At 46.7% G+C, this 8,861-nt stretch carries 9 protein-coding genes; all 9 read left to right on the forward strand.

What is annotated here, in order from left to right; all coding sequences use genetic code 11:
* Positions 1–168: 168 nt before the first annotated feature.
* A complete protein-coding gene (locus LU351_RS04890; RefSeq protein ID WP_232592932.1) occupies positions 169–573 on the forward strand; it encodes a BlaI/MecI/CopY family transcriptional regulator in 405 nt (134 codons plus the stop codon).
* A 9-nt stretch (positions 574–582) separates the two neighbouring features.
* A complete protein-coding gene (locus tag LU351_RS04895) occupies positions 583–2,256 on the forward strand; it encodes a M56 family metallopeptidase (RefSeq protein ID WP_232592944.1) in 1,674 nt (557 codons plus the stop codon).
* A 103-nt stretch (positions 2,257–2,359) separates the two neighbouring features.
* Complete coding sequence (locus LU351_RS04900; RefSeq protein WP_232592933.1) at positions 2,360–2,974, forward strand: energy transducer TonB; 615 nt, start codon at positions 2,360–2,362, stop codon at positions 2,972–2,974.
* A gap of 421 nt (positions 2,975–3,395) precedes the next feature.
* Positions 3,396–5,393, forward strand: a complete 1,998-nt coding sequence (gene tkt, locus LU351_RS04905; protein WP_232592934.1) for a transketolase — start codon at positions 3,396–3,398, stop codon at positions 5,391–5,393.
* Between the two features lie 94 nt (positions 5,394–5,487).
* On the forward strand, positions 5,488–6,507 hold the full coding sequence (locus tag LU351_RS04910; RefSeq protein WP_232592935.1) for a type I glyceraldehyde-3-phosphate dehydrogenase: 1,020 nt from the start codon (positions 5,488–5,490) through the stop codon (positions 6,505–6,507).
* A gap of 173 nt (positions 6,508–6,680) precedes the next feature.
* Positions 6,681–7,841 (forward strand): phosphoglycerate kinase, encoded by a 1,161-nt coding sequence (locus tag LU351_RS04915; RefSeq protein ID WP_232592936.1) that lies wholly within the window; start codon positions 6,681–6,683, stop codon positions 7,839–7,841.
* Positions 7,842–7,893: 52 nt separating this feature from the next.
* Positions 7,894–8,247, forward strand: a complete 354-nt coding sequence (locus tag LU351_RS04920) for a hypothetical protein (protein WP_232592937.1) — start codon at positions 7,894–7,896, stop codon at positions 8,245–8,247.
* A gap of 157 nt (positions 8,248–8,404) precedes the next feature.
* A complete protein-coding gene (locus LU351_RS04925) occupies positions 8,405–8,587 on the forward strand; it encodes a hypothetical protein (protein WP_232592938.1) in 183 nt (60 codons plus the stop codon).
* Positions 8,532–8,762, forward strand: a complete 231-nt coding sequence (locus tag LU351_RS21010; RefSeq protein ID WP_416053928.1) for a type II toxin-antitoxin system YafO family toxin — start codon at positions 8,532–8,534, stop codon at positions 8,760–8,762. The genes LU351_RS04925 and LU351_RS21010 overlap by 56 nt, the downstream gene beginning before the upstream one ends.
* Positions 8,763–8,861 lie beyond the last annotated feature (99 nt).

Here is an 8,861-nt window from a genome sequence, read left to right on the forward strand (position 1 = left end):
TTGATTTCCTCTCAGTGATTCTTTTTTAAAAAAACCTTGTGCTAAATTTGTAGCATATGCTAAATTTTTAGCATAAAAGATGAAGCACGTTTAAACCATGTGTTGAGGGTGTTGTTTGGCCAACAACGACATACCCAATAATTCAATATTGAATAAGAGGATTGTGAAGTGACTGTAAAAACCAGCCGTCGTGAACGACAAATATTGGATGTGTTGTATGAATTGGGTGAGGGTTCGGCCCACGATGTGCGTGATGCCATGGACGACCCACCAAGTTATTCATCAGTACGTGCGTTGCTGGCAAGAATGATAGAAAAGGAGTTGATTACCCATCGAAGCGAGGGTAATCGCTATATCTACATGCCCATGAAAAAGCGAGAAGAAGCCAGTGTGAGTGCCCTAGAAAAATTGGTGAATACATTTTTTCAAGGCTCCCCTGTTAAGGCCGTCAGTGCGTTGTTAGGGAGCAGTAAACAGTCGTTGTCGGATCAAGAGTTGGATGAATTAGAACAGGCGATTCACTCGATAAAGAACAATGTTGGGCCGAGTGACAGATCGAATAAGTCTGAGTGAGATGTGAACATGCCACCGATGGAAATGCTCTTGTTAATGATGATTAAGCCACTGTTACTGTGTGCCATTCTATTTGGTGTGTGGTCTTCTCAGCGGCAGCAATCGGCGGCACAACATCATCGACAAGGCGTGTGGGTGATGTCCGCCTTACCATTGGTGGCTTTAACACCTTGGATGCCGAGTGTGGAATGGCCGGTGTCTTCTTTACCCAGCAGCGTATTCCCAGCATTACTGTCCAGACAAGTGGTGTTGACGGTGTTGTTTGTGTACATCGCTGTTGCATTGATGCTGGTGTTTTATCGCCTCTTGAGTGTGTGGGATTTGTCCCGCTGGGAGAGTCGAATGACAGAGCCCGAGCACGCCTTAACGGTCAGAGCAAACCGATTGTGGTCTTTATTAGAGGCGAAAGGAGAACCCTCCTGTTCTATTGAGGCGAGGGTTTGTACGAACGATGTTGTACATGGCGCCTATACCTGGGGTGTTCAAGCTGGTCGTAGGCGAGTTCGGTTGGTGATTGCGCAAGCGATGTTGTCGTGGCCAGAAGAGAAATTGAATCTTGTGTTGGCCCATGAATTAGGGCATGTGCAGCGTAATGATTGGCTGAAATCTCAATGGTTGTATGTGTTGTGCAGTGTGTTCTGGTGCTTGCTACCAGTGTGGGTTGCGGCTCGACGTTTGAATGATTTGGCAGAAAATGCCTGCGATGATTGGGTCGTTAAGAAACTGTCTTCATCTGACGCAGAAGAGTTATGCGATATCGAATTACCGAGTGAGCAAGGTCAAGCGGAATACGCAGAACTGTTACTGAACCTTAAACGTCAACATAGCCGGGCAGGTTTACAAAGATCAGGTTTACAAAGATCAGAGGTACAGAGCTTGGTGGGGGCGACTCGCCACCGTTCACCGTTTTACCTGCGTTTGAACCGAATACTGCTTCGCTATGTGGATCGTGATGAGCCCAGCGGAAAAGACAACTTACCATTGGCCATGATTACCTTGCTGTGGTGTATACCCGTGTTAATTGCAAATGTGGAGTGTGTTCAACACATCGAAGATCAGCTTTCATTGGCATCCTTTCAATTGCTTCCTCTTCAGCTTCACGAGGACAAACAAACAGATGCGAAAAGCCTAGATAAGCAGGATGAGCAACAGAGGCCACGCTTGACTTGGCAGGCTGTGCCGACAAATCGGCAACGAGAGGGCGAACCCAAAGGGGATTGGAAAAGGGCGATTCATTGGGATGAGGAAATCATCGTGAGCGCGCAAAAACCCATCACTGTTCCAGAGCAATTGGGCGCAGAGAAGTGGGGAGTCAATGAAACATCGTTGGGTAAGGCACGAATTCAACTACCGCAGGTGACAGTAGAGGGCTACTTGCCGGTTTCGGTCATTACTCCGATTTATCCCACTGGGGCATTACGTAGAGGTCGCGAAGGCAAAGTGATTGTGCAATTTGATATTACCGAAAGCGGTAAAGTAAACGCTCCCAACATCATCTATTCCGAGCCGAAGCGTTTATTTGACGCCGCTGTGATGGCAGCCATCAAACAGTTCCGTTTTCAACCACAACGGGTGAATGGGCGTCCTGTTTGGGTCGAGAATGTGACTGAGACTTTCCTCTTCCGTTTAGAAGCGTCTTCTGCTCAGTCAACCTTGTCTGATTTACGACCGCCAGATACTTAAGCGCTTATCCCATTGCGATGAGTGCTGAGTCATTGGGCGCTCACGCCACCTACCACCACAAACTACCACTACAACAAACCACCAAGCCAAAAGGAGGGTGACTATGATCACCGCAGCTACCGCTCGTCCTGAAGTTAGAGTTATCAGTGTTATACCCGCCGCGTTATTGATTACGGCGTTTTTGTTCGCCGCGATGATTTCTATGGTTAATGTAGAATTTGAAATGGAAGATCCGGTGATATTCACCATTCCAGATCCAATCGCCGTGCCGCCACCGATGCCAAAACCACTGCCAGAACCAAAGCCGGTAAAACCGCCCGAGCCATTAGAAGTACCCGATGTTCCGGCGCAAACCACAGAGGTGGATCTTGATCCGATGGGGCTTGAACTGGGCGAGTTCAGGCACACAGGCAATGAATTAAAGCCTCAGATTGGTTCGGGCGCAGGAATATTAATGAAACAAGTGATGGTGCCGCCGGTGTATCCCCGTAGAGCATTAATGCGAGGTATGGAAGGGTTCGTTGATGTGAAATTCGATGTCACCGCTCATGGTGTGACGAAGAATATTTCGGTATTGCAAGCTCAGCCAGAAGGCGTATTCGAAGATGCCGCATTGAAAGCGGTGAAGCGTTGGCGTTACCGCCCTCGTAATGAGGATGGTGCCCCCGTTCCCACTTACGATTTGCGAGAGCGAATCAGTTTCAAGATTGAAAAATAATCCGTTTTCATTGAAGAAAACTCAGACGCCGGGTATTGCCCGGCGTTTTGGTGTGTGGCCTTCATGATTTACGAATGGGAGTTGGCAAGATAAATGTAAACGTTTACATTTATGCTTGGTTTAGAGCAAGTTGATGGTGATGTCATCATCAGCTTTCTTAATTAAGATGGTCTGTATTCCATTTCTCGTAGTCGCAAATGAGTAACTAAAGTGCTTGAGTCCATCCACGATTCTGGGGTTAAGCAATCCGTGCGTTAGATCGTAAATGAGTAACCGCTGGTTTACTGCATAGCGGGAGTAGGGGAGAATACGTCCATTTTTAGCGGCAGTGTGGCGTTTGCCAAAAGAAGTACTGTGATTTGGCAAGCGGGCAGCATTGCTCGTTTCTTTCATTAGTATAAAAAGCAGGAGCCAAGAGCCCATGTCATCCCGAACAGAACTCGCCAACGCCATTCGTGCCTTGAGTATGGACGCCGTTCAAAAAGCCAAATCTGGCCACCCTGGAGCCCCAATGGGCATGGCGGATATCGCCGAAGTCCTGTGGAACGACTATCTAAAACATAACCCAAAAAACCCAGATTGGGCTGACCGTGACCGCTTTGTGCTGTCCAATGGTCATGGCTCTATGTTGATCTACTCCCTATTGCACTTGAGTGGTTATGATCTTCCGATTGAAGAGCTGAAAAACTTCCGCCAGCTTCACTCCAAAACGCCAGGTCATCCTGAATACGGTTACGCCCCAGGCATCGAAACCACCACCGGCCCTCTTGGCCAAGGCATTGCCAACGCTGTCGGTATGGCGGCAGCCGAGAAAATCTTGGCAGCGCAATTTAACCGCGATGGTTTCGATGTGGTTGATCACTACACCTACGCGTTCTTGGGCGATGGCTGCATGATGGAAGGTATTTCCCATGAGTCTTGCTCTTTAGCGGGCACCTTGGGCTTAGGCAAATTAATCGCATTCTACGATGACAACGGCATTTCCATTGATGGTGAAGTGGAAGGCTGGTTCACCGATGACACGCCAAAACGCTTCGAGTCTTACGGCTGGCAAGTGATTCCGGGTGTGGATGGCCACGATAGCAGCGCCATCAAAGCGGCAATCGAAGAAGCTCGCAAAGAAAGCGACAAGCCAACCTTAATTTGCTGCAAAACCGTCATTGGTTTTGGCTCTCCGAACAAGCAAGGTAAAGAAGAGTGTCACGGTGCCCCATTAGGTGACGACGAAATTGCATTGGTTCGCAAAACCCTGAACTGGGATCACGCCCCATTTGAGGTGCCTGATGAAGTTTACGCCGGTTGGGATGCCACCAAAGCGGGTGAGCAAAAAGAAGCTGAGTGGAACGAAGTGTTCGCCGCTTATAAAGCTGCCCACCCAGAATTGGCTGCTGAATTTGAGCGCCGTGTTGTTAACGGTGAGTTGCCAGCGGACTTCAGCGAAAAAGCCGATGCTTACATTCGTGAGTGCCAAGAGAAGGCGGAAAAAGTCGCCTCTCGTAAAGCCTCTCAAAATACACTCAATGCCTACGGCCCATTGTTACCAGAATTCCTGGGTGGCTCCGCTGACTTGGCAGGCTCTAACCTGACCATCTGGAACGGTTGTAAAGGCGTGAGTGCGGAAGACGCTTCCGGTAACTACATGTACTACGGCGTTCGTGAATTTGGTATGAGTGCCATCATGAATGGTTTGGCGTTGCACGGCGGTTTTGTTGTCTACGGTGCGACCTTCTTGATGTTCATGGAATACGCTCGTAATGCGGTGCGCATGGCCGCATTGATGAAGCAGCGTTCGATTTTTGTCTACACTCATGATTCCATCGGCTTGGGTGAAGATGGCCCAACTCACCAACCGGTAGAACAAGTAACCGCGTTGCGTGTTACCCCGAATATGCGTACTTGGCGCCCTTGTGACACCGTTGAGTCTGCGGTGGCTTGGAAAGAAGCCATTGAGCGCACCGATGGCCCGGCATCATTGATTTTCTCTCGTCAGGGTTTAGCGCCGATGCCACGTACTGAAGAGCAACTGGCGAATGTGGCTAAAGGTGGTTACGTACTGAAAGACACCCCTTCTACCCCAGATGCCATCTTGATCGCGACGGGTTCTGAAGTAGAGCTGGCCATGAACGCCGCAGTAAAACTGGAAGAGTCTGGTAAAGCGGTTCGCGTTGTTTCTATGCCGTGTACAGAAGCGTTCGACGCGCAAAGTGCCGAGTACAAACAATCGGTATTGCCATTAGAAGTTACCGCGCGCGTTGCTGTTGAAGCATTGCATGCAGACTTCTGGTTCAAATACGTTGGTTTAGACGGCCGTGTTGTGGGTATGACCACCTTCGGTGAGTCTGCACCAGGCGGACAGCTGATGGAGCACTTCGGCTTCACCGTTGACAACGTTGTTGCGGTGACATCAGAACTGCTTTAAGGCTACGCCTTCCGCCGGTAACACCGGATGCAGTCAGTAAGAAAGGGCGGTAACATCCGCCCTTTCTTATGTCTGTTAATAAAAGAGAATCAATATGGCCGTTCGCATTGCCATTAATGGTTATGGCCGCATAGGTCGCTGTTTACTCCGCGCTATTTATGAGCGTGATTTACACGATCAGTTGCAGGTAGTTGCTATCAATGAATTGGCCGATGTCAAAACCATCGCGCATCTAACCAAGTACGATTCAACCCATGGGCGCTTTCCTTTGTCGGTTGATGTGATTGGTGAAGATTTAGAAATCGCATCAAAAAAAGTGAAAATTACTCACGAGAGTGAGACGAGTTCATTGCCTTGGAAAGCTTTGGATGTGGATTTAGTGGCGGAGTGTACGGGCAGCTTTTCGGATCGGGCGACGGCGCAACATCACATTGATGTGGGCGCGAAGCGTTTGCTCTTCTCTCACCCGGCCACCAATGAAGTGGATGCCACCATCGTTTATGGGTTTAACCAAACCGAGTTAAGTGGTGCACAAACCATCGTTTCTAATGCCAGTTGTTCTACGAATTGCATTATTCCGATTATCAAAATACTGCACGATCATTTTGGTATTAACAGCGGCGTGACGACGACAATTCACTCGGCCATGCACGACCAACCCGTTATTGATGCTTATCATCACACGGATTTACGCAAAACCCGCGCGGCATTTGCCTCAATTATCCCTGTCGACACCGGTCTCGATAAAGGTATCGATCGGCTTTTGCCTGAGCTTGCGGGTCGCTTTGAAAGTTTGGCCATGCGCGTGCCAACGGTGAATGTCTCCGCCATTGATTTATCTGTCGTGGTGGAAAAAGCCGTCTCGGCGCAAGAGGTGAATCAGGTTTTGTCGGCAGCGGCAAAAGGGGAATTTAATTCCATTTTAGGTTACACCGAAGAGCCCTTAGCCTCGTGCGATTTTAATCACGATACTCGCTCAGGCATTGTTGATGCCAGTCAAACACGAGTGGCTGGGAAACACTTAATTAAAATTCATACGTGGTTTGATAACGAGTGGGGGTATGCCAATCGCATGGTGGATGTGATTCAGCATTGGTCAACCCTATGGGTGTAATCACTCCTTTCAAATATGTGGTTTGTTAAGAGCGGCGTCAACCTTTATTAAATACGTTAAAAATAACAACGCTATAAAAAATAGAAACGATTAATTTTTTTTCATTTGAAAATATTAATTTTTAGAACGACTAACGATTAGAAAAACTAACGATTAAAAAAGAGGAACACACTATGTCAGTCACCTCCATGATGGATCTTGAGCTTGCAGGTAAGCGTGTTTTAATTCGTGAAGATTTAAATGTCCCGATCAAAGATGGCAAAGTTACTTCAGATGCCCGTATTAAAGCGGCGTTACCGACCATCGAGCATGCATTAAAAGCGGGCGCGAAAGTGATTGTTATGTCGCACTTGGGCCGCCCTGAAGAAGGCAAATTTGAAGAGGTTTATTCACTGGCGCCCGTGGCGAACTATTTGAGTGAATGTCTTGGTCGTGACGTGCCAGTGGTTAAAGAGTTTTCCAATGGCGTAGAGGTTGCGGACGGTGAATTAGTGTTATTGGAAAATGTGCGCTTTAACGTCGGTGAGAAAAAAGACGACGAAGCATTATCCAAAGCGTATGCGCAACTGTGTGATATTTTTGTTATGGATGCCTTCGGTACAGCCCACCGTGCACAAGCGTCGACCCACGGTGTAGCAAAATTCGCCCCGGTTGCGTGCGCTGGCCCATTATTGGCAGCGGAATTAGACGCATTAGAAAAAGCGTTGGCCAATCCTGCAAGACCTTTAGTCGCTATTGTGGGTGGTTCAAAAGTATCGACAAAACTTGAAGTATTAGAAACATTGTCGGACAAAGTTGATCAGCTGATTGTGGGTGGCGGTATAGCCAATACGTTCTTAGCCGCTTCTGATAAGGGCGTGGGCAAGTCGTTGTATGAGCCGGATTTAATTCCTAAAGCTAAGGCGTTGATGGAAAAATGCCACATTCCTGTTCCTACGGATGTCGTGGTGGGGAATGAGTTTTCAGAAAGTGCCACCGCCACACTCAAAGATGCCGCAGACGTTACCGACGACGACATGATTTTTGATATCGGCCCCGATACCTCCAGTGCGCTTGCTGATATTTTAAAAGAGGCCAAAACCATTATCTGGAATGGCCCGGTGGGTGTATTCGAATTCGACCAATTCGGTGAAGGTACCAAATCGCTTTCACTGGCTATCGCAGACAGTGACGGGTTTTCCATTGCCGGCGGTGGCGATACGTTAGCAGCGGTAGATAAATACGAAATCGCAGACAAAGTCTCTTACATTTCGACGGGCGGTGGTGCTTTCCTTGAATATGTTGAAGGAAAAACCCTTCCGGCTGTGGCGGTGTTGGAAGCGCGTTCAAAGTAAGTGGGGTTTATTTGGGGTTCAAAGGAGTGAGCCTTTTAGAGAGGATTTTAAAATGACAGCACTCAATCCTTTAGAAGGTATTTTTGCTTGGGCGGAATTCCTTATTGAGAGGGATCAAATTAAACTTGATTCCAAGGGGGTTACATTTGATTTTTATGGTAATGAAGAAGAAAGTTATTTAGTTATTGAGTTGTATACATCTGACACATCTGTTATCCAATATACGTTAGATGCAACCAATAAAATGAAATCTCTTGAGAAGATTTTTCTGTTACTACAGAAAATGAATTTTAATGGTGAGAAGCTTTTGGAGTATATTTCATCATTGTCATATTCTGAATCAGAAATTGGGGATATTGCTCAGATTGGTGATTTAGATATCATCAAAAAATTAATATCAAGTTAAGGAGGCTAAAAGTGACTTTAGATAAGGACAGTAAGAAACGGAAGCTGACAAAAAAAGGCGATAGTCCTATTAGTGATAGTACCCTAAGAAAGGCATCTCAAAAGGCTGAAAAGGATTTAATGAGCCCTCGAGTTGTCAAGAAAGGAGGTTTTACTGAATGGACGTAAAGGTATTTACATCCAGTGTAATAGAAAGTTCCATGCCTGAAGATGAGCTTCAAGAATTGGTTGCTAAGTTTAAGCGATATAAGCAAACAAATGTGGCTCCATTAGAGTTTGGTCGCGATGCATCCTACGATAGGCCTAACGCTGCAAGAGAAGAAGAATTATTTGCAGGCTAATAGAAAGTGGAGTTTGCGAACAGTCCAATTTAAAAGAACAAGCGACACTGCCTTAATCTATTGCTATGGTTGGAGTAACCCTACTCATTATCTGCTTATAGCTGTAATAGAAGATGCCCATAGAAAGGCAAATAATACTTTATTTATGGGAACCTCTATAAATTCGTTTTTTTAGCGCGATAATTTTCTAATTTTTTCTACCGGAACATTTACCGAAAATAATTATCATTACGCATTTATTTACAAAAATATTGGATAAAAATTCGTTCTTTTG

The organism is Marinibactrum halimedae, from assembly GCF_021234875.1.
In the GTDB taxonomy this organism is placed as follows: domain Bacteria; phylum Pseudomonadota; class Gammaproteobacteria; order Pseudomonadales; family Cellvibrionaceae; genus Marinibactrum; species Marinibactrum halimedae.